This window comes from Thermorudis peleae (genome assembly GCF_000744775.1).
Classification (GTDB): Bacteria; Chloroflexota; Chloroflexia; order Thermomicrobiales; family Thermomicrobiaceae; genus Thermorudis; species Thermorudis peleae.
This window is the reverse complement of sequence record NZ_JQMP01000004.1, coordinates 369,686-396,136: the sequence shown is the minus strand read 5'-3', so window position 1 is coordinate 396,136 and position 26,451 is coordinate 369,686. Positions and strand designations below refer to the sequence as shown.

Here is a 26,451-nt window from a genome sequence, read left to right as displayed (position 1 = left end):
TGCCGAAGGCGCACAATTGTCTCCTTCGTATCGGTACCGTGTAGCAAGTCCTTGAGGGGGAGCCATGAACGAGCGGGATCTGAAAGGTCTTGGGCGTTACCCGCTGTCACGCCGAACCTTCATGCGTGGAGTGCTCGCGAGCACGGCAGCGCCGTTATTGAGTGCACTCTTAGCTGCCTGTGGTGGTGGGCAAACAACACCGACGTCAGCTCCATCTGCTGCGACACAGCCTCCTGCAACAAAGGCGCCAAGTGCGGCAACGCCGACTGGGGCAGCCGCCGCTGGGACAACACCGACGGCTGCTGCGACGGCCGCAGCGGCGACATCGACAACATCCGGCAAGCCAATCACACTGGCAATCTTGCATTTTAGCGTGATCGAAGGCACCACGTGGTCTGGGGCACACGATCGCGCTGCGAAGCGGTTGACGCAGAAATATCAGAACCTCAAGTACATCTATCGTGAGCAAGTTGGCCCGGATCAAGCTGTCCCATTTGCTGAGGAAATGATTGCCAAAGAGAACGCCGACATTATCGTGGGGAATGCCGAATTCATCGGCTTACCATTGCTTGATATTACGAGCAAGTATCCCAATAAGATCTTTGTCGCGATTGTTGCGAGTGATCTTACCCATCAACCGAACTTCATTCGGATTTTCCCACGTCAGTATCAAACGCTGTATCTCGAAGGGCTTGTCGCGGGGGCCTTGACGAAGACCGGTAATATCGGAATCGTTTCCGCCTTCCCTAATATCCAGGTGTTGCATCGGCAAGCGGGCTTCATCCTGGGTGTCCAGGAGGCGAACCGAACGCTCAATAAGAACGCCAAGATTTATATCAAATACGTCGGTGACTGGTATCTTCCTGCTGAAGAGCGGGCAGTTGCTGAAACACTCGTTAGTCAATATAACTGCGACGTCCTCACCCAGCAGACCGACTCCGGTTCTACCCTGGACGTCTGCAAGGCCAAAGGGGTGTGGTTCGTCGGCAAAGATATGGATATCGTGGGCTTCTACAAGTGGGCCGATACGAACACCGTCGCGGTGTCCTTCGACACTCGGTGGGAAGTGCTCTATGATCGCATTATTCAGGCCATGATGAAGTCGCAGAAGCCTGATGAGGTCATGTTCTTGGGCCTTGAGTCGACGATGAAGCTGGCGGATGGAACCGAAGAGGCTACCGTTGACTTGATGAACGATATGAAAGTTGGCGTCGATGCCATTAGCCCCAAGGCCGCTCAGATCTTACCCAAGGAAATTGTTGATCTCGTCCGCCAGCGGCGGGAGCAAATGCAAAAGGGGCAGTGGGATCCCTTTACGGCCAATGCGCTTGTGAGTAATGGAACCGGGCTGAAGCTACAGGATACGCCGATTCCGGCGAAAGGGACGACGGTCAAGCCTGCAGGGCAAGCCCCAACAACCGAGTGGATTTTGACGAAGTTCAATTTTGATCTCGAAGGTGTGACGATTCTTCCGTAGATGAGCAAAATGCAATCATCGGAGGAGGCTAATAATCAGGTTGACAGCGTAGTCTTGCCGTACGGCTCGTGAGGAGTGACTATGCGGCCCATAGAGCGCGGTCACGTCGTGCTTGAGGCGCGTGGCATTACCAAGCGCTTTGGCACAGTTGTAGCCAACGATCATATCGACCTCACGGTTCGCGCTGGCGAAATTCACGCGATTCTCGGAGAAAATGGCGCTGGGAAAACCACCCTGATGCGCATTCTCTTTGGAGAGCTTCAGCCTGATGAAGGCGAGATTTATCTCTGGGGACAGCGCGTTCAGTTCCGGAGTCCACGGGATGCGCTGCAGCATGGTATCGGAATGGTGCATCAGGAGCGCCGACTCATTTCTGCCCACACTGTACTCGAGAATATTGTCTTAGGGCATCCGAAGACCAAAATGATCCTCAATCTGCGCGATGCGGAACGGGACGTTGCAGCATTGTGTGAACGCTATGGATTTCGCATTCCCCTGCACGCGCGGGTGTGGCAACTTTCAGAGGGCGAGAAGCAGCTTGTCGAGATTATCAAAGCGCTCTACTACGGCGCGAAAATTTTGATTTTGGATGAGCCGACCTCTGTGCTCTCCCCACCTGAAGTGCTCGCCTTGCTCACATCACTGCAACGGCTGTCCAAAGATGATCTTGCCGTCATTCCCTTTATCACCCATAAGTTGCCAGTGGTACTTGAGCATACCGATCGTGTGACGATCCTGCGTCGCGGGCGTGTTGTTGCCGAGGTTGAAACGCATTCAGCAACCGAGCAAAGCCTCGCTGCCGCAATGGTCGGGCAAGAGATTGCGCTGACCCACGAACGTGGCGAAACACGCATCGGCTCACCAATGCTCCAGGTTCAGGATTTGTGGGTGCGCGATGATCGTGGGCTTCTTGCGGTCAAGGGTCTCTCGTTTGTTGTTCACGAAGGGGAAATCTTTGGTATTGCTGGAGTAGCAGGCAATGGCCAAGAAGCCTTAGCTGAGGCAATTGCTGGCTTGCGCGCAGTCGAACGTGGCCACATTGTTCTTGCTGGGCACGATATCACCCGCTCGAGTGTCCGTGATCGCTGGCGACGTGGGGTTGGCTACATTCCAGCGCAACGCCGCGAGGTTGGCTCTATCCCCGAATTCTCTTTAACGGACAACGTGTTGCTGAACTTCTATGACGAGCCAACGATGTCGCGCTTCGGGTTTGTCGCTACGGAACGAGCACGTGCGCTGACCGAGACCGTCGTACGTGACTACCGTGTTGTCACGGCCGGGGTGGAAGCACCGGCACGTTCCCTGTCTGGTGGCAATCTCCAGAAGATCATCCTTGGACGTGTTCTTGCACGACGTCCCCGTTTGCTCATTGCCTGCCTGCCAACCCATGGTCTTGACATTGGGGCTGCTGAATTTGTCCATCGAAAGTTGCGCGAGGCACAGCAGGATGGGACAGCGATCCTGTTGATCTCGGAAGATCTCGACGAAATACTGGCCTTGAGTGACCGCATCGCAGCGATGTATGAAGGAACATTTACGGGCGTTCTGCCTGCTGCTGATGCAACACGAGAGCACATTGGTGAATTGATGGCTGGACTACGCAGGGAGCCAGCATGAGGGTAAACGTTGGAAATACCACCATACGGATTGAGCGACGGTCAACACTGCGATGGTGGCAATCAGCCGTGGCTTCTGTGCTTGCAGTCGTTGTCTCGCTCGTGCTTGTTGGCTTCGCCTTTCTCCATGTTGGGGCGAGTCCAGTGGCTGTTTATCGTGAGATTATTCAGTATGCGTTCCTGAGCCAGTACGGGTTGCCTCAGACGATCAACCGCGCCGTCTTTATCTTGCTCTGTGCCTATGCCTTTATCGTGCCAATTCGTGCTGGCCTCTGGAATATCGGCATGCCCGGCCAAGTCTATGCTGGGATGCTGGCGGCATTTAGCGTCGCGTATGCGTTTGGCGCAAAAACCTCGGTGAATGCGCCGATCCCAGGGGTGATCGTTATCCCGCTGATGGTTCTTGGTGCGATGGCTGGCGGAGCACTGTACGGCGCAATTCCGGGCTTGCTCCGTGGCAAGCTCCAGGTCAACGAAATTGTCACAACGATGATGTTGAACTCGGTTATGCTCTGGCTGGTCGCGCACATGATTCGTGAGGGTGGACCCTTCATGGGGCGAACGGCGGAAGGCGAAGGCTTCAGCTTGCCACTCGCAGCGCGCATGCCACAGCTTTGGAATTTGCCACTCACGGTCTACGCGACGTTGGTACTAGCCGTTTTCCTGTCTATTGTTTTAGCGAAAACAACAATTGGGTACCAGATTCGCGCGTTTGGTGCCAGTCCAGCTGCCGCACGCTATGCTGGGATACGTGAGGGGTTTTTGTGCACATTCGTGTTCTTGCTTGGTGGCCTGTTTGCGGGCTTTGCGGGATATCACTATTTTGCCGCGGTGCCTGGTGTCTATAAGATTCCCAAGAGCTACAACGATTTCGGCGACTTCAGTTTCTACGGGCTTATTACCGGCTTGATTGCACAGAACAACCCGATTGCTGCGATACCAGTCGCCTTGCTTTTCGGCGGCGTTGCGAGTGGGGCACGCTTCATGCAAGGCAAGCTGCGTCTAGCGTTCGGTATTGACTATGCGCTGCTTGGCGTTCTCATGCTTGTGATAGTGGCGTTTCAGGCGTTAGCCCACTATCGGCTTGCTCTTGAACATCGTGTGCCTGCAGCAGTACCCCAGCGTGAGATTGGAGAGAGCCGTGTCGAATCTCCTCACCATTAGTCTGGCAGCTGCTGCTGTCTTTGCCATCGCTGCCCTTGGCGAATTACTCGAGCAGCGTGCTGGAATCTTGAACGTCGGATTAGAAGGCGTCATGTTGCTCAGTGGGACGTTTGGTTTCATTGTCGCGAAAACGACTGGTCACTACCTGTGGGGATTCTTGGTTGCCCTCGCGATCGGAGCACTGGTCGGTCTCATCCATGGCTTTTTCTCCATCACCCTTGGAAGCAATCAGGTTGTAAATGGCATGGCAATCTGGATCTTTGGCTTTGGACTAACCACCTATGTTGGGTATCCCTATACCGGCCCCCTTGGCTTGAAGCAGTTTCCAAATCTTTTGGGCCTTCCGCCGTTTTTCATCCTTGCCCTTGTCCTTGCGGGGGCAATTTGGTTCTTACTCTACCGCACGCATATTGGGTTACAGCTGCGATCGGTGGGTGAGAATCCTGCTGTGGCCGAGTCGAGCGGCATTGCAGTCATTCGGCTGCGCTACCTCGCAGCTGTACTCGCTGGCGCGTTGGTTGGGCTTGCTGGCGGCGTGTATTCTTTGATCTATAACCCAGTATGGAGTTACAACTACCTGCAAGGCTGGGGGTTCATTGCCCTGGCGCTTGTCTTCTTTTCGCTCTGGAATCCCTTGCTGGTGCTACTTGGCGCTGTGCTCTTTGGAGTTCTTTGGCAACTCTCCCTTTATCCTGAACTGCTCTTCCCCAATTTCTTTTCGCGCTATCTCTGGCGAGCGGTACCGTTTCTGATCACGGTTGTTGTCTTTGTCGTCATGTCAACACGTTGGTTTAGCCTGCGCTGGGGTGCAGCCAAGCCACACGCGCTTGGGCTGCCGTATCAACGAGAGAGCTAGCAATTTCGGATTCAGGTGTGATTTTCTCCTCAGGCTTGTGCAATTGTCTTGCCTGTTCCCGATGCCCCTATTACAATAGCCCTGTCATCCGATGAGAGGATCACGTGCATGTCAGCAGTGCAGGTGGCGGAGCATCAGCAAAGCAACGTACGGTCTCCTCATCGTTCTCGGCTTGGACGAGACTGGCAGCTTGGATACGCGCTGCTCTTGCCGGCCGTTGTGGTTGTCCTTGGGCTCATCGCCTATCCACTAGGCTATGCTGTGTGGCTGAGCTTACAGGATATTAAGGTTGGCGGACAGGGCCACTTTATTGGTTTTGCCAACTATGTGCGCATCCTCTTTGATCGACAAAGCCAAATTCATGGATTATTTTGGAATAGTGTTAAGGTGACGTTCCTCTATACTGGTGGAGCTCTTATAGGAAAATTCATCATTGGAATGGTGAGTGCATTAATTCTTAACGCAGAAATTCGTGCACGACGGTTTTGGCGGACCCTGCTCTTTGTTCCCTGGGCTATTCCTGCGGTCGTCAGTGCATTTTCCTGGAAGTGGATCTACAACGATGTTAATGGCGTTCTTAATACGATTTTGCTACGGCTGGGGTTGATCAAGGATCCCATTCTCTTCCTATCAGATCCGCGACTCGCGCTCTGGTCTGTCCTTATTGCAGTTATTTGGCAAGGTGCGCCGTTTTGGATCATGACGTTTCTGGCTGGGCTACAGGCAATCCCGCGCGAGCTCTATGAAGCAGCCCAGATTGACGGGGCAACCTCAGCCCAGACCTTCTGGCGTATCACTTTGCCCAACCTCATGCCAGTCATCATTGTCACGACGATGCTCTCAGCAATTTGGACGTCGAACGCGATTCAATATGTCTATGTATTGACGAATGGCGGGCCAGCGAACGTCACGGAGACTTTTCCCATTTTGGCCTATCACCAAGGGATGCAGGCCTATGATCTTGGCATTGCAGCGACAATTCCTCTGCTCTTTTTCCCGCTTTTTGCTGTCATGATTTACTTTTTGACTCGACGTATGCTCCAGCAGGAGGAACGGTGATGGCCGAACGGGTTGAAGTGTTGCGGACGACGGCCCAACCATCACGCGTGCAGGCCTTACGGAGGTGGCTTGCCTACCGCGGTCGGGGATATATGATCCTTGGCTATACGCTTCTCGTTGTACTGAGTCTTTGGACGCTGTTCCCGGTCTACTGGCAACTCGCGACCTCAGTCCGTGCGGATGTCGATCTCTATAGCTCGCATGTCACACTTCTTCCACATGTCTTGACGCTGAAACACTATGCCAAAATTTTTAGCAACACGAGCGCATTTGCGATACAACTGCGAAATAGCTTTGTTGTGGCTGTCATTACGACAGTGGTTTCCACCGTGCTGGGCGCGATGGCCGGCTACGCGTTAACACGGCTCCAGTTCTTTGGCCGCGCTGCGTTTGCACGGTTGTTGATTTATGCCTACTTAGCTCCTGGAACAATCCTTTTTATCCCGATCTTTATGATGATGAATCGTTTGGGGCTGCGCGATAACTTGTTGGGTTTGATTCTGGCATATTTGACGTTTACGTTGCCGTTCGCAACGTGGATGCTCATGGGCTACTTTCGCTCCGTGCCAATCGAGCTTGAGGAGGCCGCGCTGATTGATGGCGCGAGCCGATGGCGCGTCTTGTGGCGGATTGTCGTTCCACTTTCGCTACCCGCGATTGTTGTCGCGGCAGTGTTCGCATTTACCCTCTCTTGGAATGAATTCCTGTATGCCCTGGTGCTGCTTCAACGCGAGGACGTGATGACGGCGCCTGTGGGGCTCTCTGCGTATGTCATAGGTGACCAATTTTACTGGGGGCAAATGATGGCTGCCGCGACAATCATGTCGCTTCCTCCATTGATCGTCTACCTTTTCGGTCAACGGTGGGTGATTGCTGGGTGGACAGCCGGTGCAGTGAAAGATTAACCGGAGCGCGACTGGTAGAGCAGGATGCAATGGTGTAGCCGAGGTGAGGAGGGGGTATGGTTGAGGAACGACGTTTCTCTCGTCGAGCGTTTCTGTCTTTGTTGGCTACTGGTGCCGGGGCGGTTGCGGTTGCAGCGTGTGGTGGTGGTGCGAGTTCCCCGACGGTAACACCGACGAAGGCTCCTGCTGCTTCCACGCCAACGGCTGCCGCAACGAAGGCCAGTGGCGCTGCGACGCCATCCGCGCAAGCAACCACCACTGCTGCAGCGCTTGGCACCCCGCAGCTAAAGCCAGTTGCCGGCCAGCAGGTCGTGATCTGGCAAACGGTCGACTATCTGCCGCAAACGACTGCGCTCTTGAAGGAGCGGTTCACCCAGGTGGCACAAGAGAAAGGCTTCTCCGTTACGTTCGAGGAGATCCCCAATAACCCGCAGGGCTATAACCGCTTCAATGCTGCCGTGCAGGCGGGCACACCACCTGACATTTACCGGCTCTATGATTACCAAACGCAGTTTTGGCGCGCTCAGGGGCAAACTGTTGATGTAACTGATCTCGTACAACCGTATATTCAACAAAACGGCGGGGTCTGGCAGCCTGTGGAGCAGACGTGTGTTTACAAAGGGCGCTGGTGGGCCGCACCCTACACGGTCAATGCCTGGCCATTCCATACCAGGCAGGATCTGCTTGATCAAGCTGGCTTTAAATATCCGGCCAACTGGGATGAAGTGCGTACGCAAGGGAAAGCCTTAACGAAGCCACCGCTCTATTACTACGGCATGACGCTTGGGAAAACGAACGATACCAATAACCATGTCATCGGTATGGTTTGGACTTTCGGTGGGAAATTGCAGAATGAAGATGGCACGCTGGCGGTAACCGCGAATGACAAAGCATGGCTCGATACACTCGCGTTGATTCAAACGATGTACCTTGATGACAAGATCATTCCGCCTGGTTCTGTAAACTGGGACGACGGGGGAAATAACCAGGGATTTCAAAGCGAGCAACTTGTCATAACGGCTAATCCTACTAGTGTCTATAATTGGCTGCTGCAGAACAAGCCTGACCTTGCCAAGAAGACCCGCCTCTACAACTGGCCTGCTGGGCCAGCTGGTTCATTCGGTATGGTCGATGTGTGGACAGAGGCGTTGTTTAAGAACGGCAAAGGCGGCGATAATGCTCGCATTTTGTTGCTCTCAATTCTCGATCCAACGTGGTACGCCGATTACATTAACAATAAGCTCAATGGGCGCTTTATTCCTTGTTGGAAAGATATGATTAAGGCTGACCTTTGGACAAAGAATCCCCTCTATTCAGAGTATCAGAAGATTATCGAGACAGGACGTATTATGGGCTACGCTGCTGCCCCACTCGGCGCTTTCGGTGAGTTAACCACCAAATTCGTCATTGGTGATATGATGCAAGATCTGGTCGTTAAGAAATTGAAGCCAGCTGATGCGCTCGCAAACTTCGTGAAGGCTGCCCAGGAAATCTACAGCAAGCCTGAAAACCGTGCCTAAGGGTAATAGGGAAAGGCAACCAGAGAGCGGCACGTATCGTGTGCTTTCTTGCTCGATGACTGGGCGCATTCGGGGTCAGGGTGCTCCTATTCGGTATGATCACGCTGCTTGGCGCGCCTTGTTGCGCGGAGCAACGATCATGACTTCGTTGCTCCGTCCAACCCTTGGCCCGTTGCCGCGTTCGGTATTGATCCGTCCAATTGTTGGGAATGGTTCCCCGGAAATCCTTGACCATGCGGCGACGATCGCACGCCGCGTGATTGAGTTGCCCGATCCGTTCGAGAATGCTGGGGCCATGCTCCTGCGCCATGCAGTCTGGCGCGTCTATGAGCGTGTGGGCGATGGTTGTGCGACAACAGCCGTATTAAGCGCTGCGCTGTTGCGGGAAGTGCTTCGTGTTGCGGAAGCTGGATGGAGTATTTCTCAGCTTGAGCGTGTGCTTGAGCAGGTTTGGCATTGTGTCCGGGCGAATTTGTTGGAGCATGCAAAAACCGATATATCGTTCGATCAACTCCACGCGGTAATCCAGCGTGCTGTCTATGATCCTGTCCTTGCTCGCCTTCTCAGTGAGGCAGTTGATGCAGTTGGTCCCGAAGGTGTTGTCTTGCTCGAGGAGGGAGTGAGCGCCGATCCTACCTGTGTCTATGAAGAGGGCATTGTATGGGATAGTGGTGTCCTCTCACCGATATGGCTTCAGGCTCCTGATGGATGTTGCCGCGTGCATGAGCCACGGATCTTGCTGCTCGATGGCGCGGTGACGAAGGGTGTTGAACTCCTTCCGTTTCTCGAGCGTTGTCTTGCATCAAATATTCGTCGCCTCGTGATCATTGCTGGAGAGATACGCCATGATGCGCTTGCGCTTTTGGTACGCAACGGTGAGCGCGGTGTCTTTGAGCAGATTGTCGCGCTGCAGGCACCCTCAGTTGGGTGGCAGCAGCAGGAAATCTTGGAAGATCTGGCGGCGTTAACGGGCGGGTTCGTGGTGCACTGCAACGGAGGGGAGTCGTTGTCAGCTTCCTCGATAGCAGTGCTTGGCAGAGCGCGGCATGTGTGGGCAACACTGCGGCATTTCGGTATTCTTGGCGGCCACCTTGATCGGGAACGAGTGCGAGCCCGGTTGCGCGCCGCGCGTGCGGCCCTAGCCAGAGCAGACGATGCGTATCTCCGGACGAAAGCACAGGAGCGGATTGCACGCTTAACCGGGGTAACGGCTCGTCTTCAGGTTGGAGGTGCCGTACCTCGGGAACGTGAGGCGCGGCGGCTGGTTGCTGAATCGGCCGTTAAGACAGCGCAGGCCGCGTTAAGCGGCGGTCTTGTTCCAGGTGGTGGCGCAACCTTGCTTGGGATTGCTCGTGAGCTTCGTGCTCTGCCAATGCGAGCTGACCCCTGCGAGGTTGCAATACGCAACGCGTTCGGTACAGCGCTTACGGAACCGATCCGGGTTATCCTGACCAATGCTGGCATTGAGCCGGGCAGAGTGCTTGCGGAGGCTGATCGCTGTCCAACGGCGGCCTTTGATGTCCTGCGTCAGTCGTGGGTTGATCCCTGGCTGGAAGGGCTACTTGATCCCGTCCAGGTCATTGACACGGCGATTGAGACGGCGGTGAGTATAGTTCGCATGGTTCTTTCGACTGGAGCATTGATTCACCGCACCTGGCCGGCGGTAGCAGCTCACCCATAACCAAGGCGATCGGAGCACGTTGTGTTTCCACTTACCCAGACGCGTTGGTCGCTGCTCGCTCAGGTAGAAGGGGCTACTGTCTTAACGCTCCTCAGTGTCTGCGATAACGGGAAAAGCATCCTCGTTGCTGGAACACCGTCTGGTGTGGCCATTGCGGAACCTCCATCGTTTGGTTGGCGATGGCTCGGCACAACAGTACCACTTCTGGTTGAGACGCTTGCCTATGTTCCTACTCAGGATGGCAGTTGTCTGTGGTTTGCCGGAACACCGCATGGGCTATTTCGGCTACGGGGTGAACATCAGCCGTGGGAACCGGTCTTGGTAGGAAGCCGTGTTACTGCTCTTGCCGTTGCTGAGGATGGAGAGCAGCCTGCGATTTTTATTGGTACCGAACGTGATGGAATTTTCTGTTCAGATGATGGCGGCACGACGTGGAAAAGCCGCAATGTGGGGCTTCCCGATCTTTCCGTCTTGGCATTGGCACTTTCGCCGACATTTGCCTATGATCGGCTCGGATTCGTCGCGACAGAAAGCGGTCTCTTTGGGACGCGTAATGGTGGTGCAAGCTGGCGCCCACTCCATTTTCCCGTGGCTGATCCTGTCATTACCTCTATTGTAGTCTCGCCGCGCTTTGCTGAAGACCGGCGCCTCTTCGTCAGTGTTGACAACTATGGCGTGTTCACATCGGATGATGCGGGCGAGCATTGGCGTCGGCTTCCGCTCGAGCAGGCCGAAGGCGTCACCGCGGTTGCCGTCAATGCTCATGGGCAACATCTTGCCGTCGCGGTGGATCAACACGTTCTCTGGTCTCCTGACGGCGGGCGCAAGTGGCATGATTTGGGATCGTTGCCGTCTCCCGTACTCAGCTTGTCGTTTGCTTCCTTCGCGCCGAATGCTACTGACGAGCAACTGCTTGCTGGATGTCTTCGTTCCGGGGTCTGGTCATGGAATCCATCGACTCATGAATGGCGACCGTGGCCTGTGCCGCTTATGGCAGCGGTGCCTTCCGGCCTTGCTGCAGTGGTGGAACACAAGCATCAGATTCGGGTGGTTACGGCTTGGCTTGAGCACGGTGTGTTGTGCGGTGACCTCCCGCAGGGAGTCTGGAGCACGCAGCTGAATGGCGTCTCACGACTGTTCTTTCATCTTATTCATGTGCGCTCAACGTCGCGCCTTTATCTCCAAGCGAGCGATGGACTCTGGCGAAGTGGTGATGGTGGAATAACATGGGATCTCCTGACACCGTCGTTAGCTCCAGCGCGCTTACTCGCTGTGACGGCAAATGCTCGTGCTGACGGTGATGTCATTTTCGCAGCAATGCGCGATGGCACGTGGTGGTATTCGACAGATGGTGGAAAAGACTGGCAAACGGGCCAGTTTGGCGAAGGAAACATCGTGCGGGCAATTGCCGTCACCCGGCGTGACTCTGGCCAGATCGTTCTCCTTGCGCTGACATCGACATTTGATGCTCAAGGACAACTGGATATAACGCTTCGCGCTTCAGTTGATGGTGGGCGGTCTTGGCTAGCTTGGCTTCGACAGCCTGATCCTCCAACGTCCCACCTTGCCCTCTCCGATGACCTGACGCAGTGGGAGGAAATCTGGGTAGGATTGGACGATACGCTTTGGCGAGGCCGGTGGGATACAGGAGGTTCAGAGCCGGTGTGGAGCGCCCTTCCTTCTCTCACCCCATCCCCACTGACGGCCGTCGCACGTCCTCCCACAGCTTTCCCCTGGTGTCGGTTGCTCCTCGCCGCTGGCCCTGCTGTCTTTATCGTACGTGGCGAAGACGACGCGTTAACCGCGTGGAGTGAGGGATTAGAGGACGCGCCGATTCTCGGCTTGGCACTCGCGCACAACTTGTCTGGACTGCTCGCATTTGCGGTAGATGCATATGGCCGAGTCTGGGGACGCCTGCTTGTCCCTGAGCATGCTGGCAGCTAAGCCGGAGCAACCAGGCGGTTGTTGGCTAGTGCTGCGATCGTTGCCGCTTGGGTTCATGATCAATGATTACTGAGCATGCCACGCCCGACGTAGCGGGGCACGGGATAAAGTTCAAAAATAGGTCATCGTCGTTTTAACTCAGATCCGATAGCATCCCACCTCCCTCCTGCCTTCCAAGTCCTCATACTGCTGCTCCGGAGGAAATAGGCGCCCACGCCGGGTGTGCTGCTTCTGTCAAACCATCACGTTCTGCCGTGATTTGTCCTGTTATCAAGTAACAACGGATAACGTGGATATGGCTCTGTGCCGTAGTGTGACCCCCTTCATTTCTCTTGAAGCGCAGCCCGTTGGGAGAGCAAGAGTGCGAGGCGTTCTTCCGCATCGGCGAGTTTGGCGCGCTGTCGCTCAACGACATGGGCTGGCGCTCGCTGGACAAACTGGTCGTTGGCAAGCAGTTGCCGCGCGCGCTCGATTTCAGCTTGCACTTCCGCAATCTCGCGATCAAGGCGCGCACGTTCAGCAGCAAGGTCAACCATCCCGCGAAGTGGAAGATAGACCACGGCATCGTCGACGACCAGCGTTATGACATGCTCGGGATTCTCCGGAAGGGCATCGAGATACTGGATGCCATCATCAGCAAGCCGAGCAAGAAAGCGGAGTACAGGTTCCGCTGTCTTGAAGGCGTGACCATGGCTACCAGGATAGATCATTGCTTGAATCCAGCGCGCTGGCTCAACACCCGCTTCGGCACGCGCGTTGCGGATCGCGCGAATGACATCAATAAGGAACCCAAATTCGCCTTCTGCTTCGTCATCGATCCACTGTGCATCAGGCGTCGGCCATGGGGCGACCATGATACTCTCCCCGGCATGGGGGAGGCGCTGCCAGAGTTCTTCGGTGAGGAAAGGCATAAACGGATGGAGAAGCCGGAGTGTGCGCTCAAGGACGACCGCTAACGTTTGGCGTGCCGCTTGGGCCGAAGCTCCACCTTGGTTGAGCGCCACTTTCGATGCCTCAATGTACCAGTCGCAGAACTCTGACCAGATGAACTCGTGGAGGTGGTGTCCAGCTTCGTGGAACTGGTAGCGTTCAAGCTGGTCCGTGATGGTTTCAATGGTTCGCTGCAATCGACTGAGCATCCAGCGGTCGGCAAGGCTTGCCGCTTCATGCGCGGGTGGTGTGGGATTCCCATCAGCGTCGACCTCAAGCGGCGCGTTATTCAGTGCACGCAAGACGAAGCGGGTCGCATTCCAGATCTTGTTCCCGAAGTTGCGGCTTGCTTCAACTCGCTGCACGCTTAGCTTCATGTCTGACCCAGGGCCGGCCATGGTGAGGAGGGTGAAGCGCAGTGCGTCGCTGCCATACTGTGCCGTGATCTCGGTTGGGTCGATCACGTTGCCCTTGGTCTTGCTCATGCGCTCGCCGCGCTCATCACGCACCGTCCCATGGAGGTACACCGTATGAAACGGTGGCGTACCCATAAACTCAAGACCAAGGAAAATCATCCGAGCGACCCAGAAGAAGAGGATGTCATAGCCGGTTTCCATGACTGAGCTGGGGTAAAAGTATCGGAGATCTTCCGTGTCATCTGGCCAGCCAAGCGTGCTGAAGGGCCAAAGACCAGAGCTGAACCAGGTATCGAGCACGTCAGGATCTTGCTCAATCTGCGTGCTCCCGCAGTGCTGGCAGCGTTCAAGTGTCTCTTGGTCGGTCACTGACACTTGGCCGCAGTCGCTGCAGTACCAGACTGGAATCCGATGCCCCCACCAGAGTTGCCGGGAGATGCACCAATCTCGGACGTTCTCCAGCCAGTGCAGGTACACGTTCACGAAGCGTTCGGGAATGAAGCGCACTGTGCCATTCTTGGCAACCTCGATTGCTGGCCCAGCGAGTGGTGCCATCTTGACGAACCACTGCTTGCTGATCAATGGTTCAACAACAGCGCCACACCGCTGGCAATGGCCCAGCGAATAACGGTGTGGCTCAACTTTCACCAGTGCCCCTTCTTGCTCAAGTCGGGCAACGACGTGCTGGCGTGCCTCGGCAATGGTTAGGCCAGCAAACGGGCCCGCTTCAGCGTTCAGCGTTCCATCCTCATTCAAGATGTTGACAGCCGGGAGGCCATGCCGCTGACCAATCTCAAAGTCTGTGAAATCGTGAGCTGGCGTCACTTTCACTGCGCCAGTGCCAAATTCAGGGTCAACTGCAGCATCGGCAACAATCCGGAGTCGTCGACCAAGGATGGGCAGCACGGCAGTCTTGCCGATGACATCGTGATAGCGCGGATCATCAGGGTGCACGGCAACACCCGTGTCGCCGAGCATCGTCTCAGGACGTGTCGTTGCCACCACTAATGCCCCACTGCCGTCCTCGAGCGGATAGCGCAGGTAGTAAAGTTGGCCATCGGTCTCTTCGTGTTCGACTTCGAGATCGGACAGGGCCGTCATACAGCGCGGACACCAGTTGATGAGGCGCTCACCGCGGTAAATGAGGCCCTTGTCGTACAGCCGTTTAAATGCTGTACGGACTGCGCGTGAAGGTCCTGGATCCATCGTGAAACGGAAGCGAGTCCAATCACAGGATGCGCCAAGAATACGCAGTTGCTCACGAATCCTGCCGCGATAGCGGTTCATCCAGTCCCAAACACGCTCCAAAAACTTCTCGCGGCCGAGGTCGTGGCGTGTTAACCCTTCCTTCAGCAACTCACGCTCTACAACCCATTGCCCGGCTATCCCAGCATGGTCAGCGCCGGGGAGCCAAAGCGTGGGATAGCCCTGCATCCGTCGCCAGCGAATAAGCAGGTCTTCAACAGCGACGAAGAGGGCATGTCCCATGTGAAGCTCTCCAGTCACGTTCGGAGGAGGCATGATGATCACAAATGGCTTTCGCTGTGGATCGATTGTTGGGGTGAAATAGCCCTTGGATTCCCACCAGTCATACCAGTGTGATTCGACCTCTTGCGGCTGATATGCCGGGGCTAAATCGCCTGCCGGTGTTGTCTGTGCCATTGCGAGCTGCCTCCTTACTTTCTCCGCGAATACAAAAGCGGCGTCCGCCTTAGACTGTCGGAGCGGACGCCGCGTGTCAGTTACGCAACAGGCAAACCCCTATGGCGGCGCCGCTCGCCCAGCCGCTACGTGATCACCATCTTGTACTGTCGGCTGTCTCTGACCGCGCTGCGCCATTCCGTTACCCTCTATCCAAAGCCTACATGGTGATGGCTTGTTGGTCAATAAGCGGATGATTCCTCATCCTCCTCGGAACTGGCTGGCACCAGGAGGTCGCTCATCTGTGTCAGGGCAGCGTGCTGCAGTTCCCAGACATGATCGGCAATTTCACGCAGTCGACGATTGAGGAGGGCAGCTTCACGCAATAGACGTGCTGCTGCGGCAAGCCGCTCCTCTGTACTTGTGTCAGCTGCGCGTGCGCGCTCAATGAGCTTTGCCGAGCGCTCCTCAAAGTTTGAAACGGCAACCCCAAAGGTGCGAAGAAGCCGACGCGTTGGGTCCAGTGGTTGGCGTCCTTCACTCATTGTTGTGCTCACCTTTCTGCTCACTATGCTCTCAAACAGTCAGCGCCATGTTGTGCCATTATCCTGGAACGCAAGCATCCAATGAACATTCCACGATCATCACGATTGTGCGCAATGACCGGGAAGCAAGAATACGCTAGCGCTCGACGCTGTGGCATTGTGCTCCTCATGGTAGAGCTAATCTGCTGCCAATTCGTGTTGTATCGTTGCCGGACAGTTCACAGTTCCAGACCGCTCTTCAGCGGATTTCAGCAATCGAGGCGTCCATCTGTGGATCATCTGTCTATAGCACCAGTCTTCCTGCCTGGTTAGCTGTCTCGTCAATGCCAGACCACGGCGCTGGGGCAATGGGCAGCCGATGCTGCCGTGCAGCATGTTGCCGACCCAGTGGGGGCGTGTTTCTGGGGTCGTCAAGATGTTTCTCCTCTTGCGCTTGTCGGGTATGTGTGTTACAGTGAACAGTGCCCAGAAGTGGGCGGCAGGTGAGGAAGCGATGGTGCGTGCAAGAACCCGAACAGTCCAACACCAGCACAAACCTGGCTTGACCAAAGCCGGGCACTGGGCTGTTTCGGTGGTGCCCGCACCTATTCGCGCCCCCAGGTACCTGGGGGCTCCTGCCGTATCCCGGGGCGGTGCACACAATTGGGGTGTGTAGCACGCAATAGCTTGTAGCAGACTCCGGAGCGGCGGTGAGCCTCATAAAGGCACCGCCGCTCTTGGTTTTCTCGGGTACGTTACGGTGTTGTAAGGGGAGAGGAGTGTTACCCATGTGTCCAGAATGTGGCGCAACGTTGACGCTCGAAAACGTTGAAGTTGGGGAAATTGTCCAATGCCCCGAGTGTGGGGTTGATCTCGAGGTGCTCGAGGTTGATCCGCTTGAGCTTGGGCTTGCACCAGCGGAAGAAGAAGACTGGGGCGAGTAGCCGTGGCATTGCAGGTAGCGCTCCTAGCTGAGCGATTACGCGTCGAGGAGCGGCTCCTGACCGAAGCATTCGAGCAGCAGGGCTGGCAGGTCACGCGCGTTGCCCCCTCTGAACTCGCATTGCCGCTGGGCGAGGACGTTGATCTGCCTCCTGTTGTGGTGCTGCGTGAGCGGGCGACGCCAGAACTGGTTGCACTCTCAGCGCTTCTTGAGGCGTCTGGGCGCGTGGTAATCAACCGCCCAGCAACAACGCGCCTCTTAGCAGACCGGCTTGCACTGCTCCGCCATTTTGCGATTGCTGGGTTGCCAATTCCGCGGACCGTTGTGAGCTTTGGGCCTGCAGCCACACTGCGGGTCATCGATGAACTCGGTTTTCCAGTCTATCTCAAACCATTCTTTGCTGATCCCATCATGCCGGTGGCGCTGGTCGAAGATCGCGATGCTGCGGAAGCGCTCATTGAGCATCGAACGGTGCTCGGTGATGAGCAAGCGGTGTTGGTTCAACAGGCTGTTGGCTCGCCAGACCAGGCACGACGGCTTGTGATCGTCGGGAATGCGCTCGTCGCTGTTGCTCATCGCGATGCCGGACAATGGGCTCCGGCACTGGAGATGAATCGGTGGAGCGCGCTCGCGGAGGCCGTTGTGCAGCGGCTCGGAAGTGGGGCCTATACCGTTGATGTCGTGGAAACGCCAACGGGTGGTGTCCTCATTTCGGCCGAGAATCTTGTCGAATTTCGTTCGCTCGGCGAGCAGGCGGCGGCTGTCGCGATGGCGATCGTTGACCATGTAGTGGCTCGGGCTGCCGAGCATACGCCAGCGGTAGCAGGGGAGGGGTGAGATGACGGTGGGTATCTGGACGGCAGCCAGCCTCCTCGAAGGCTTGTTGCGCATCCCCAGCCCATCTGGGCATGAAGCTGAGGCCGTCGCTTGGCTGTGCGAGCGGATGACTGAGCTCGGTTATCATGCTGAGGTCGACGGCGCCGGCAATGCGGTTGGTACCCGAGGCGACGGCCCGTACGAAGTGATGCTTTTAGGCCACATTGATACGGTGCCCGGCCGTGTTCCTGTTCGCCAGGTTGATGGCTTGCTCTACGGCCGTGGCGCTGTTGATGCCAAGGGACCGCTGGCGGCCTTTGTGCTCGCTGGTTCTCACGTTGCGCTACCACCCGGAGTACGCCTAACGGTCGTCGGAGCGGTGGAAGAAGAAGTGATGAGCTCTCGTGGAGCACACTGGCTCGTTGACCACCATCAGCCGAAGCCGTGTGCTGTCATCATCGGTGAGCCAAGTGGCTGGGACGGCGTTGTCCTTGGGTATAAGGGCTCCGTTGCGGTCGAGTACCAAGTTGCTCGACCGATTGGCCATTCAGCTGGGCCGGAGACAACCGCCGCAGCCCTCGCCGTTGACTACTGGAACAAGTTGGTTGCCTGGGCGGCAAGTCGCAGCGATCCAACTGCCCGTTCATTTGATCAGGTTACGACGACGTTGCTCGCAATCAATACGACCACTGACGGCTTGACTGAGCAGGCATGGCTGCGTGCAAACCTCCGTCTCCCGCCCGCTGTTTCGCCAGCCGAAGCGGTCGCTGCTGCCCACCAACTCGCCGGAATTGGCGATGTGCGGGTGCACGTCAATGCTCCGGCGTTTCGAGTCGACAAGCGCTCTCCGCTGGTTAGCGTCTTCTTAGCTGCAATCCGCGAGAGTGGAGGCCAGCCGAAGCTGAAAGTGAAGACGGGAACGTCGGACATGAACATTGTTGGTCCAGCCTGGGGGTGCCCGATTGTCGCTTATGGCCCGGGTGATTCTCGTCTTGACCACACCCCCCATGAGCATGTGTCGGTTGCCGAGTTGGAGCAAGCCGTGGCAGTGCTCGAGCGTGCACTCGAGCGGGTGGTTGCGCAAATTGCGCAGCAACGGTGGGAGGGGATCCAGTGAGTAGTCCGCTCCATATAGGCATACTGCTTTCCCATGTGCGCGAGGAAGAGAAACGACTTCTTCGTGCATTTGAAGCTCGCGGAGCATTGCCCGTTCGCCTCTATGACCGTTCACTCATTTTTGATCTGGTGGATCCGACCTGCAGTGCACCGACGCTTGATCTCGTTCTCGATCGCTGCATGGCGCACAGCCGCGGCGTTGTTGCTCTCCGGCTTTTTGAGTCCATGGGTATTCCAACCATCAATACGAGTCAGGCGATGACAATTGCCGATGATAAGGTGCTGACCACGCGGCTGTTGGCTCAGGCTGGGGTGCCAACGTTACGCACCATGGTCGCCTTTGACGTTGATTCTGCCCTGCAAGCGCTTGACCAGCTGGGGTATCCGGCGGTCATTAAGCCGGTGACGGGGTCGTGGGGGCGTCTTCTGGCACGGGTCCATTCTCCACAAGCCGCTCGTAGCGTCCTTGAGCACAAGCGAGCGCTTGGATCGTTTCACCACGGTGTGTTTTATCTTCAGGAATACGTCGAAAAACCCGGTCGCGATCTGCGAGTTTTTGTCGTTGGGGATGACGTCATTGCTGCGTCGTATCGTATAGCGAACCATTGGGTCACCAATGTTGCCCGTGGCGCAATCTCAGCTCCGTGTCCTGTCACACCAGACGTTGCTGAAATTGCTCTGCGGGCTGCCCATGTTGTTGGTGTTGAAATTGCTGGCATTGACCTCATCGAAACAGCTGCAGGACTGAAAGTCCTGGAGGTCAATGGTGGCGTGGAGTTCAAAGGCTTAATGCAAACGACTGACCACGATATCGCCGGAATTATTGCCGACTATGTGCTTGATCGCGCGCGGGGGCTGCGTCAACCGGCTGTTGTCACCCTTGATCGTCCGCGAGCGACATCTCCAGCATGCTCACCGGCTCGCGCCAGTTAGTGAGGGAGTGTTTATGGCACTGAAAGCGGCAATTCTGGGCGGATCAGGTTACACCGGTGGCGAATTACTTCGCCTTTTACTTGGACACCCTGAAGTCGAGGTCACGCAGGTAACCTCGCGGAATCGGGCAGGGAAATTTGTCCACACGGTTCACCCCAACCTCCGAAAGCGCACCCAGCTTAAATTTATTCATCCCGATGCGTTGCAACCGGCTGATGTCCTTTTTGTCTGCCTTCCGCATGGGGCGGTTGCCCCAATGATCGATCGCATCCGTTCGTTAGCGCCGGTCATTTTTGATCTTTCTGCGGATTTTCGGCTGCGCGACCCAGCAGCCTATGAGCGTTGGTACGGGTGGCAGCATCCAGCGCCGTCGCTCCTTCGGGAAGCCGTCTACGGATTGCCTGAACTCCATCGAGCTGAGATTCGTGAAGCGAACTACATCGCTTGCCCGGGCTGCAATGCAACCGCCGTCATTCTTGGCTTAGCGCCACTTGCGCGAGCTGGAGTCCTTGCTTCAGACCTCCCGGTCTTTGCTGAAGCCAAAGTGGGCTCGTCTGGGGCTGGCGGGGAAGTTGGGCTCTCAAGCCATCATCCTGAGCGCAGTGGTGTGATTCGGCCCTATAAGCCCACAGGTCATCGTCATGCTGCTGAAATCCTCCAAGAACTGGGCTGTGCTGACCGTCCGATTCAGGTTGCCCTCAGTGTGACGAGCGTTGAGGCGGTGCGCGGCATCTTGGCGACCAGCTATGCCTTTCTTTCTGTCCCGTTAACCGATCGTGATCTGTGGCAGATCTACCGCAACATGTATGGCAATGAGCCATTTGTCCGAATTGTCAAGGAGGCCTCTGGCCTGCACCGATATCCCGAGCCAAAAATCCTCGCTGGATCGAACTATTGCGATGTTGGCTGGGAGCTTGACCTAAGCGATCCTCATCACCCGCGCGTCGTCGTCATGTCTGCAATCGATAATCTCATGAAGGGGGCGGCGGGGCAAGCTGTACAAGCAATGAACGTGCGCTTTGGCTTTCCGGAAACTCTCGGCTTGGAGTTTTCAGGGCTCCACCCACTATGAGTGCCGTCTATCACGTCGTGCGTCACAACACCACGCGTTGGATGATGGTAGTCGCTGGCGGCATTGTGCTTACCGGCCTTGCTTTTCGCCGTCTCACCCCGTGTCCCGCGTGGCTGAGTTGGGTGCTGACGTTGCCTGGCCTCCGGCGCATTGGAAATGCTGAAGACCTTGCAACGTTGCTCGATCTCCAGCCTGGCATGAAGATTCTCGATGCAGGCGCTGGCCCTGGGCGACTGAGCCTTGCATTTGCTCGATATGTTGGTCCCGATGGCTTGGTTGTCGCGCTCGATTGCCAGCCAGCAATGCTTACCCAGCTGCGTACACGTGCTGATCGTCTTGGTATATCGAATGTCTTGCCGGCACTTGCTGAACTCGGTGCAGATGCGCCATTGCCGGCGGATACATTTGATCGGGCAGTCTTGGTGCACGTCCTTGGTGAAATCCGTCCTCGCCAAGCAGCGTTGCATGAACTCTACCGGGCATTGAAACCTGGCGGTATGCTCGCAGTGGTTGAAACATTGCCCGATCCGCATTTTCTTCCTCGTCACAGAGTACATGCCCTTGCAAAGGCAGCGGGCTTCACGCTCGTTCGACAAAGCGGTACCCCGCTTGCCTATACCATGCTCTTCCAGAAGCCATACGAAACCCGTGATCACTGGGGAGGGAAGCTTGACCAATGCTCATCGTGAAGCTCGGCGGTAGTGCTGGCATTGATCCTGCCCTGACACTGGATGACCTTGCGGCGCTCTCTGTGGAGCAGCCGGTCGTCTTCGTCCATGGAGCCAACGCTGTGCTTGATGAATGGATGCGGCGATTTGGCAAAGAGCCGCGACTGGTTCACTCCTCGTCTGGTCAGGTCAGTCGCTATACCGATGCTGAGACGATGGACCTGATGCTCGCTGTTTACGCTGGTCTCGTCAATAAGCGACTGGTTGAAGCCCTGCAGGCGCGCGGTGTGAATGCCGTTGGGTTAACCGCGCTTGATGGTCGCATTGCCCGCGGGCTACGCAAGGAGACGATCCGGGCGATTGAAAATGGAAAGCCCAAAGTCCTGCGTGGTGACTATGCTGGCAGCATCAATGAAATCGACCCGACGTTGTTACGCTTGCTCCTTGAGCATGGCTACTTACCGGTCGTTACGCCACCAGCGCTGAGCTACCACGGTGAAGCAATTAACGTTGATGGGGACAAGCTAGCGCTCCAATTAGCACTTGCCTTGCAGGCCAATGCGCTGGTGATTCTTTCGAATACACCAGGCTTGCTCGCGAATCTGCAGGATCCCTCGTCGCTGATTCGTGAGATCGTCGTTGATGATCCCGAGAGTGTTGCACGGGCAATGGAAGCAGCTCAGGGCCGCATGAAGAAGAAAGTCGAAGCAGGGTGCCGCGCTGTTGCTGCTGGAATCCCACAGGTCGTCTTTGCTGATGCCCGTGTGGAACATCCAATTCGGCGAGCGCTCGCCGGCGAAGGCACTCGCCTTGTGGCACGCAGCACGATAGGAGTCAATGTATGACCGCGCGTCCAACTGATGCTGTCCTTGCAGCAGACCAGCAACTCCAACCTCCGCTGTACGCAAAGCGTGGAATTGCCCTCGTGCGGGGCGAAGGCGTGTGGCTTTGGGATAGCGAAGGACGACGCTATCTCGATCTGATGAGCAACTATGGAGTCAACATTCTCGGCCACGCGCACCCACGCGTCACTGTTGCAATCGTTGAACAAGCTGGTCGACTACTGAACTGCCATCAGTCGTTTGCTAACGATACGCGGGCCGCCTTTCTTGAGCAACTCTTGGCGATTGCTCCAGCAGGCTTGCGCCGCGTCTTCCTTTCCAACTCAGGCACAGAGGCCGTTGAGGCAGCGCTCAAGTTTGCCTGGGCAGTGACTGGACGACGCAAGATTGTTGCAGCCCGTCGTGGCTATCACGGCCGTACCCTTGGAGCCTTGGCGGCGACTGCTGAGAAGAAGTATCGCGATCGATTCATTGGCCTCCTGGCTGAAGCCGAACACGTACCATTTGGCGATCGCGATGCCCTTGCTGCCGCTGTTGATACAGCGACGGCTGCGGTGATTCTCGAGCCGATCCAAGGCGAGGGAGGGATCTTCCCTGCGCCACCGGGTTATCTTGCCGCTGCGCGCGAGATTACCCGTCAAGCCGGTGCCCTTCTCATTTTTGACGAAGTGCAGACGGGTTTTCGTACCGGGGCATGGTTTGCTTGTCAACATGATGGTGTGAGCCCTGATCTCCTCTGTCTTGCCAAGGGATTGGCCAATGGCGTGCCGATTGGTGCGACACTGATGACGGAGGAGATCGCCTCCTGCTTACCGAGCGGTGTACATGGCAGTACCTTTGGCGGTAACCCGTTGGCCTGTGCGGCTGGGCTTGCTACGTTGCAAACGCTCCATGACGAAGGCTGGATTGCCCATAGCGCTGATATCGGAGCGTACTTTCTTGAGCAGTTGCAGCAATTGCGCCATCCGCTTGTTCGTGCAGTGCGGGGGCGGGGACTCATGATCGGCGTTGAGCTGAAGCTGCGAGCCACACCTGTCTTGCGTGCCATGCAAGAGTCGGGCGTTCTTGCGCTGCCGGCAACAACGACGACGCTACGCTTTTTGCCACCATTGCTCCTTACTCGTGAACAGGTTGATATGGCCGTCGACGTCTTTGCCCACGCGCTGGACGCCGCACAGGACTAATCCCACCGCAGCGACCGTTGCGCGCCTCTTGCTTGCGCCATTGCCGATTATCCCGATACACTAGGTACACATGCCTCAATGAAGCACAACTGACGGGCGGCCTCGGGAACTGGTGCAGAGGAGGTGCGCAATGGCAGTTGAACTCATTAATCCAGTGGTCGCACGTTGGCGGCGTGAGGGGTTGGAGGATCCCGAAGGCTTTTGGGCACGGGCAGCCGAGAAGGCCTTCTGGTTTCGTCCCTGGACGCAGACGTTTGTGTGGGAGCCACCGACGTTCCGCTGGTTTGTCGATGGACTGACCAATCTTGCCTACGCGGCGCTCGATGTACATGTTGCACGCGGTCGCGGTGGGCATGCGGCGCTGATTGCTGAGACAGAGTGGGGAGAGCGCCGCGTCTTCACCTATGCCCAACTCCTACGTCAGGTGCGACGAATCGCCGCGGCGCTTCGAGGCCTCGGCATCCAAAAAGGTGATCGCATCGGGATTTACATGCCGACATGCCCCGAGGCAATCATGCTCATGCTGGCCGCCACGCGTATTGGGGCAATGCACATTGTCGTCTTCGCAGGTTTTGGTGCTGGTGCGCTGCATGATCGGCTCACCATGGCCGGAGCAAAGGCGCTCTTCACGGCCGATTTCACCTGGCGACGTGGTAACCCCGTCCGGTTGAAGGAGATCGTTGACCAGGCGCTGGCGTTGGGAGCTGAGTCAGTTCAATCGGTCGTGGTGTTGCGTCGCCGAAACGATCCCGTGCCAATGCAGCCTGGACGGGATCTCGACTGGGAGTCATTCCTTGCGCTCGGTCATGACCAATCCGATCAGGTTGAACTGATGGAAGCAAACGAGCCGGCGTTTATCCTCGCCACATCGGGAACAACGGCGAAGCCAAAGCTCGCCGTCCATACCCATGGTGCCTATCAAGTCGGCATTCGGAGTACGGCGGAGTGGTGTTTTGCCCTGAAACCAGATGATATCTGGTGGTCAACATCTGATATTGGCTGGATCGTTGGCCATAGCCATATTGTCTATGCCCCGCTCTTGATTGGCTGTACAACGATTGCGTATGAAGGCGCGCTCGATTATCCCGGCCCGGAGACGTTCTACCGGATTATCGATGAAAATCGCGTCACAGGGATCTTTACCTCACCGACAGCAGTGCGAATGCTGATGAAGTATGGTGCTGAACCAGCACGACGCTACGATCTGACCTCCGTTGAGCGTGTCGTTTGCGCTGGGGAAGTGCTGAATCCGCCAGCTTGGGAGTGGCTGCAGAAGGACGTCTTTGCTGACCGTATCCCCGTTATTGACCATTGGTGGCAGACCGAAACGGGTGGGCCAGTGATTGGCAATCCCTATGGGATAGCCATGCTGCCCATTAAGCCCGGCTCGGCGAGCCTGCCACTTCCTGGCATGGATGTTGCCGTCATGACGCCCGAAGGGCAACGCTGTGGTCCTGGTGAACGGGGCATTGTTGTGATCCAGCGGCCTTTCCCAGGGTTGACACCAATGCTCTGGGGTGATCCTGAACGGTATGCGCGCGACTATTGGAACCGCATCCCCGGTGTCTACTTCACTGGTGATGCTGCCATGGTTGACGACGATGGCTATTTCTGGTTTGCTGGTCGGGCAGATGAGATTATCAAGATAGCTGGACACCGCATCGGCACGATCGAAGTTGAAACGGCATTCTTACGTCATCCAGCCGTGGCTGAAGCTGGTGTTACAGGACGCCCTGACCCGGTTCGCGGCGAAGTCGTCTCTGCGTTCGTCACGTTGAAACAAGGCTATACCCCATCGCCCGAGTTGGAGCGTGAATTGCTTGAAACAGTGCGTCGAGAGTTAGGGCCAGTCGTAGTCATTGGTGAATTGAACTTCGTCCGAACGTTACCAAAGACACGCAGTGGCAAGATCATGCGGCGTGTACTCAAGGCGGTCGTGCTTGACCGTGACCCTGGCGATATCTCGACCATTGAAGACGAGGGAAGCGTTGAAGAAGCCCGCGCGGCCTGGCTACAGTTGAAGTCATCGCTGCAAACTGGTGGGACACCGTCATCAGCAGGTGCTGACGGGAGCGGCAACGCTTAAGATTCGCCACGGAGGCAGCGACGAAGCGCGTCTTCCCAGTCCGGCAGTGTGATGCCAAGCGCTGGCGCTGCGAGACTGGTTAGCACACCATTGCGCGGCGGACGGGCAGCGCGCTGATAGGCGCTTGCTGGGATCGGCTCGACGGCAACAGGCAGATCGGCAATCTGTACGATTGCACGAGCCCAGTCGTACCATGACGCGTGCCCGCTATTGACAAGATGGTATGTTCCATACACACCCTTGCTTGCGAGTGTCCAAAGAGCACGCGCCAGATCGTCAGTAAATGTTGGGTTGCCGAACTGGTCATAGACCATGCGCAGCACGGATTGTTCACGGGCAAGCCGCAGGACGGTCGTCACAAAGTTGCGGCTTGTTCGGTCATAGAGCATTGCTGTCCTGACAATAGTATGGTGTGGGCAAAGAGCGCGAGCGGCTTCTTCGCCCATGAGCTTACTCCAACCATAAACATTAATGGGATGAGGGGAAGCAAATTCGTGATATGGCTCCGCTGATTCGCCATCGAACACATAGTTTGTGGAGATCATGATGAGATGCGCCCCAACGCGCTGAGCGATTGCGGCGACGTGTTGGACGCCGAGCGCGTTGATGCGATAGGCCTGAAGGGGATCGCGTTCACAGGCATCGACGTTCGTCCAAGCTGCACAGTGCAGGATAATGGCTGGTTGGAGGGGCAAAATCTGTGCGGCGACTGCATCCGGATCCGTAACATCGCAGTCACTGCGATGGAGTGGAATCACTTCAGCCCATTCTGGGCAGGTTCGTTGGAGTGCTTGCCCAAGTTGTCCATTGGCTCCGGTAATCACGACACGTTTTGTTGCCATTGCCGTCTCGTGCTCCTCGTTTGAGCCTCCGCACCCTCGTTGTCGTCTCTAGTGTAGGTGACAGTCCCCGGTTGGATCGCCACAGGATACGCTACGTCGCTTTGTCCCCGATAGGCTATTGTGGCTTCCTCTTGCTCGCTCTTGACGGGGCACGGGCACACTGGCAGCATGCTCTGGTATTCGTCATACTCCTGTTGGGGAAACAGTGCGATGGAA

At 56.5% G+C, this 26,451-nt stretch carries 21 protein-coding genes; 18 read left to right on the top strand and 3 right to left on the bottom strand.

Features of this window, described 5'->3' with window-relative positions; all coding sequences use genetic code 11:
• Positions 1–64 precede the first annotated feature (64 nt).
• The 9 genes from N675_RS11715 (at position 65) to N675_RS11675 (ending at position 12,222) form a co-directional block, all read left to right on the top strand.
• On the top strand, positions 65–1,477 hold the full coding sequence (locus N675_RS11715) for a BMP family ABC transporter substrate-binding protein (protein WP_038040125.1): 1,413 nt from the start codon (positions 65–67) through the stop codon (positions 1,475–1,477).
• Between the two features lie 81 nt (positions 1,478–1,558).
• On the top strand, positions 1,559–3,094 hold the full coding sequence (locus tag N675_RS11710; protein ID WP_038040124.1) for an ABC transporter ATP-binding protein: 1,536 nt from the start codon (positions 1,559–1,561) through the stop codon (positions 3,092–3,094).
• Entirely contained in the window at positions 3,091–4,257 is a 1,167-nt protein-coding gene (locus N675_RS11705; RefSeq protein WP_038040123.1) for an ABC transporter permease, read from the top strand. The genes N675_RS11710 and N675_RS11705 overlap by 4 nt, the downstream gene beginning before the upstream one ends.
• A complete protein-coding gene (locus tag N675_RS11700) occupies positions 4,235–5,113 on the top strand; it encodes an ABC transporter permease (RefSeq protein ID WP_038040121.1) in 879 nt (292 codons plus the stop codon). The genes N675_RS11705 and N675_RS11700 overlap by 23 nt, the downstream gene beginning before the upstream one ends.
• 108 nt (positions 5,114–5,221) lie before the next feature.
• Positions 5,222–6,172: a carbohydrate ABC transporter permease gene (locus N675_RS11695; protein WP_038040120.1), complete on the top strand. Its 951-nt coding sequence runs from the start codon at positions 5,222–5,224 to the stop codon at positions 6,170–6,172.
• Complete coding sequence (locus tag N675_RS11690) at positions 6,172–7,077, top strand: carbohydrate ABC transporter permease (RefSeq protein WP_051914697.1); 906 nt, start codon at positions 6,172–6,174, stop codon at positions 7,075–7,077. The genes N675_RS11695 and N675_RS11690 overlap by 1 nt, the downstream gene beginning before the upstream one ends.
• Positions 7,078–7,133: 56 nt before the next feature.
• Positions 7,134–8,597 (top strand): ABC transporter substrate-binding protein, encoded by a 1,464-nt coding sequence (locus N675_RS11685; protein WP_038040118.1) that lies wholly within the window; start codon positions 7,134–7,136, stop codon positions 8,595–8,597.
• Between the two features lie 139 nt (positions 8,598–8,736).
• Positions 8,737–10,278: a TCP-1/cpn60 chaperonin family protein gene (locus tag N675_RS11680; protein ID WP_197066299.1), complete on the top strand. Its 1,542-nt coding sequence runs from the start codon at positions 8,737–8,739 to the stop codon at positions 10,276–10,278.
• A 21-nt stretch (positions 10,279–10,299) separates the two neighbouring features.
• Positions 10,300–12,222, top strand: a complete 1,923-nt coding sequence (locus N675_RS11675) for a WD40/YVTN/BNR-like repeat-containing protein (protein ID WP_038040114.1) — start codon at positions 10,300–10,302, stop codon at positions 12,220–12,222.
• A gap of 323 nt (positions 12,223–12,545) precedes the next feature.
• Here the strand turns inward: N675_RS11675 and N675_RS11670 are convergent, their stop codons facing one another.
• Both N675_RS11670 and N675_RS11665 read right to left on the bottom strand, forming a co-directional pair.
• Positions 12,546–15,230 (bottom strand): valine--tRNA ligase, encoded by a 2,685-nt coding sequence (locus tag N675_RS11670; RefSeq protein ID WP_038040112.1) that lies wholly within the window; start codon positions 15,228–15,230, stop codon positions 12,546–12,548.
• 221 nt (positions 15,231–15,451) lie between these two features.
• Positions 15,452–15,754, bottom strand: a complete 303-nt coding sequence (locus N675_RS11665; RefSeq protein ID WP_038040110.1) for a hypothetical protein — start codon at positions 15,752–15,754, stop codon at positions 15,452–15,454.
• 767 nt (positions 15,755–16,521) lie between these two features.
• Between N675_RS11665 and lysW the strand changes: the two genes are divergently transcribed.
• The 9 genes from lysW to N675_RS11620 all read left to right on the top strand — a co-directional run bounded on the left by lysW (position 16,522) and on the right by N675_RS11620 (position 25,393).
• On the top strand, positions 16,522–16,677 hold the full coding sequence (gene lysW / locus N675_RS11660) for a lysine biosynthesis protein LysW (RefSeq protein ID WP_156100885.1): 156 nt from the start codon (positions 16,522–16,524) through the stop codon (positions 16,675–16,677).
• 2 nt (positions 16,678–16,679) lie between these two features.
• Complete coding sequence (locus tag N675_RS11655) at positions 16,680–17,513, top strand: ATP-grasp domain-containing protein (RefSeq protein WP_038040105.1); 834 nt, start codon at positions 16,680–16,682, stop codon at positions 17,511–17,513.
• Position 17,514: 1 nt separating this feature from the next.
• A complete protein-coding gene (locus N675_RS11650; RefSeq protein WP_051914696.1) occupies positions 17,515–18,609 on the top strand; it encodes a [LysW]-lysine hydrolase in 1,095 nt (364 codons plus the stop codon).
• Positions 18,606–19,541, top strand: a complete 936-nt coding sequence (gene lysX, locus N675_RS11645) for a lysine biosynthesis protein LysX (RefSeq protein WP_081887088.1) — start codon at positions 18,606–18,608, stop codon at positions 19,539–19,541. The genes N675_RS11650 and lysX overlap by 4 nt, the downstream gene beginning before the upstream one ends.
• Positions 19,542–19,554: 13 nt before the next feature.
• Complete coding sequence (gene argC / locus N675_RS11640; RefSeq protein ID WP_038040102.1) at positions 19,555–20,613, top strand: N-acetyl-gamma-glutamyl-phosphate reductase; 1,059 nt, start codon at positions 19,555–19,557, stop codon at positions 20,611–20,613.
• Positions 20,610–21,302, top strand: a complete 693-nt coding sequence (locus tag N675_RS11635; RefSeq protein WP_051914695.1) for a class I SAM-dependent methyltransferase — start codon at positions 20,610–20,612, stop codon at positions 21,300–21,302. The genes argC and N675_RS11635 overlap by 4 nt, the downstream gene beginning before the upstream one ends.
• Entirely contained in the window at positions 21,290–22,126 is an 837-nt protein-coding gene (locus tag N675_RS11630; RefSeq protein ID WP_038040100.1) for a [LysW]-aminoadipate kinase, read from the top strand. The genes N675_RS11635 and N675_RS11630 overlap by 13 nt, the downstream gene beginning before the upstream one ends.
• The gene (locus N675_RS11625; protein ID WP_038040098.1) at positions 22,123–23,307 is read left to right on the top strand and encodes an aspartate aminotransferase family protein; all 1,185 of its coding nucleotides are present in this window, start codon (positions 22,123–22,125) and stop codon (positions 23,305–23,307) included. Before N675_RS11630 ends, N675_RS11625 begins: the two co-directional genes overlap by 4 nt.
• A 130-nt stretch (positions 23,308–23,437) precedes the next feature.
• Positions 23,438–25,393 carry an acetate--CoA ligase gene (locus N675_RS11620; protein ID WP_038040095.1) on the top strand — a complete coding sequence of 652 codons (1,956 nt, stop codon included), beginning with the start codon at positions 23,438–23,440 and terminating at the stop codon, positions 25,391–25,393.
• Here the strand turns inward: N675_RS11620 and rfbD are convergent.
• Complete coding sequence (gene rfbD, locus N675_RS11615) at positions 25,390–26,235, bottom strand: dTDP-4-dehydrorhamnose reductase (RefSeq protein WP_038040094.1); 846 nt, start codon at positions 26,233–26,235, stop codon at positions 25,390–25,392. The two genes, N675_RS11620 and rfbD, sit on opposite strands and share 4 nt — an antisense overlap.
• Positions 26,236–26,451 lie beyond the last annotated feature (216 nt).

What these genes read in the sequence shown, in the direction of transcription:
- N675_RS11620 (WP_038040095.1), top strand. Translation starts at nt 23,438, where the DNA reads ATGGCAGTTGAACTCATTAATCCAGTGGTCGCACGTTGGCGGCGTGAG.
- N675_RS11680 (WP_197066299.1), top strand. Translation starts at nt 8,737, where the DNA reads ATGACTTCGTTGCTCCGTCCAACCCTTGGCCCGTTGCCGCGTTCGGTA.
- argC (WP_038040102.1), top strand. Translation starts at nt 19,555, where the DNA reads ATGGCACTGAAAGCGGCAATTCTGGGCGGATCAGGTTACACCGGTGGC.
- N675_RS11705 (WP_038040123.1), top strand. Translation starts at nt 3,091, where the DNA reads ATGAGGGTAAACGTTGGAAATACCACCATACGGATTGAGCGACGGTCA.
- N675_RS11715 (WP_038040125.1), top strand. Translation starts at nt 65, where the DNA reads ATGAACGAGCGGGATCTGAAAGGTCTTGGGCGTTACCCGCTGTCACGC.
- N675_RS11635 (WP_051914695.1), top strand. Translation starts at nt 20,610, where the DNA reads ATGAGTGCCGTCTATCACGTCGTGCGTCACAACACCACGCGTTGGATG.
- N675_RS11710 (WP_038040124.1), top strand. Translation starts at nt 1,559, where the DNA reads ATGCGGCCCATAGAGCGCGGTCACGTCGTGCTTGAGGCGCGTGGCATT.
- N675_RS11630 (WP_038040100.1), top strand. Translation starts at nt 21,290, where the DNA reads ATGCTCATCGTGAAGCTCGGCGGTAGTGCTGGCATTGATCCTGCCCTG.
- N675_RS11670 (WP_038040112.1), bottom strand. Translation starts at nt 15,230, where the DNA reads ATGGCACAGACAACACCGGCAGGCGATTTAGCCCCGGCATATCAGCCG.
- lysW (WP_156100885.1), top strand. Translation starts at nt 16,522, where the DNA reads ATGTGTCCAGAATGTGGCGCAACGTTGACGCTCGAAAACGTTGAAGTT.
- N675_RS11690 (WP_051914697.1), top strand. Translation starts at nt 6,172, where the DNA reads ATGGCCGAACGGGTTGAAGTGTTGCGGACGACGGCCCAACCATCACGC.
- N675_RS11625 (WP_038040098.1), top strand. Translation starts at nt 22,123, where the DNA reads ATGACCGCGCGTCCAACTGATGCTGTCCTTGCAGCAGACCAGCAACTC.
- rfbD (WP_038040094.1), bottom strand. Translation starts at nt 26,235, where the DNA reads ATGGCAACAAAACGTGTCGTGATTACCGGAGCCAATGGACAACTTGGG.
- N675_RS11695 (WP_038040120.1), top strand. Translation starts at nt 5,222, where the DNA reads ATGTCAGCAGTGCAGGTGGCGGAGCATCAGCAAAGCAACGTACGGTCT.
- N675_RS11650 (WP_051914696.1), top strand. Translation starts at nt 17,515, where the DNA reads ATGACGGTGGGTATCTGGACGGCAGCCAGCCTCCTCGAAGGCTTGTTG.
- N675_RS11685 (WP_038040118.1), top strand. Translation starts at nt 7,134, where the DNA reads ATGGTTGAGGAACGACGTTTCTCTCGTCGAGCGTTTCTGTCTTTGTTG.
- N675_RS11665 (WP_038040110.1), bottom strand. Translation starts at nt 15,754, where the DNA reads ATGAGTGAAGGACGCCAACCACTGGACCCAACGCGTCGGCTTCTTCGC.